The organism is Pseudomonas sp. EL_65y_Pfl1_R83 (assembly GCF_963970695.1).
In the GTDB taxonomy this organism is placed as follows: Bacteria; Pseudomonadota; Gammaproteobacteria; order Pseudomonadales; family Pseudomonadaceae; genus Aquipseudomonas; species Aquipseudomonas tritici.
Map to the genome: position 1 here is coordinate 1 of NZ_CAXAQI010000430.1, position 451 is coordinate 451.

The window sequence follows — 451 nt, forward strand, 5'->3', positions numbered from 1 at the left end:
TGAGGACCTCTTTGCCTGGGCGGTAACCCAATTGGGAGACCGCAAGGTCACCGCGATCGGCCATCGTATCGTCCATGGCGGCGTCTGCTTCGCCGGGCCGCAGATCATCGATGATACTTTGCTGGATGCGTTGGAAGCCCTCATCCCACTGGCGCCGCTCCATCAGCCGCATAACCTCGCCGCAGTCCAGGCCTTGCGCGTGCTGGCGCCTTTGCTCCCGCAGATCGCCTGCTTCGATACCGCTTTCCACCATGGCATGCCGCCATTGGCGACGCGCCTGCCGATTCCGCGCGCCTTTCACTGCCAGGGCGTGCGCCGGTATGGCTTCCACGGTCTGTCCTACGAATACATCGCGGGCCGCCTCCGCGAGATCGACCCTGCTCTGGCCGCAGGCCGCGTCATCGCGGCGCACCTAGGCAACGGTGCGAGCATGTGCGCAATGCGTGCCGGC

Annotated in this window: 1 pseudogene; it reads left to right on the forward strand. The window is 65.6% G+C overall.

Annotated features, from left to right (window positions below):
- Window positions 1–31 precede the first annotated feature (31 nt).
- A pseudogene (locus tag AACY08_RS29665) lies at window positions 32–451 on the forward strand (acetate/propionate family kinase); the annotation flags it as partial.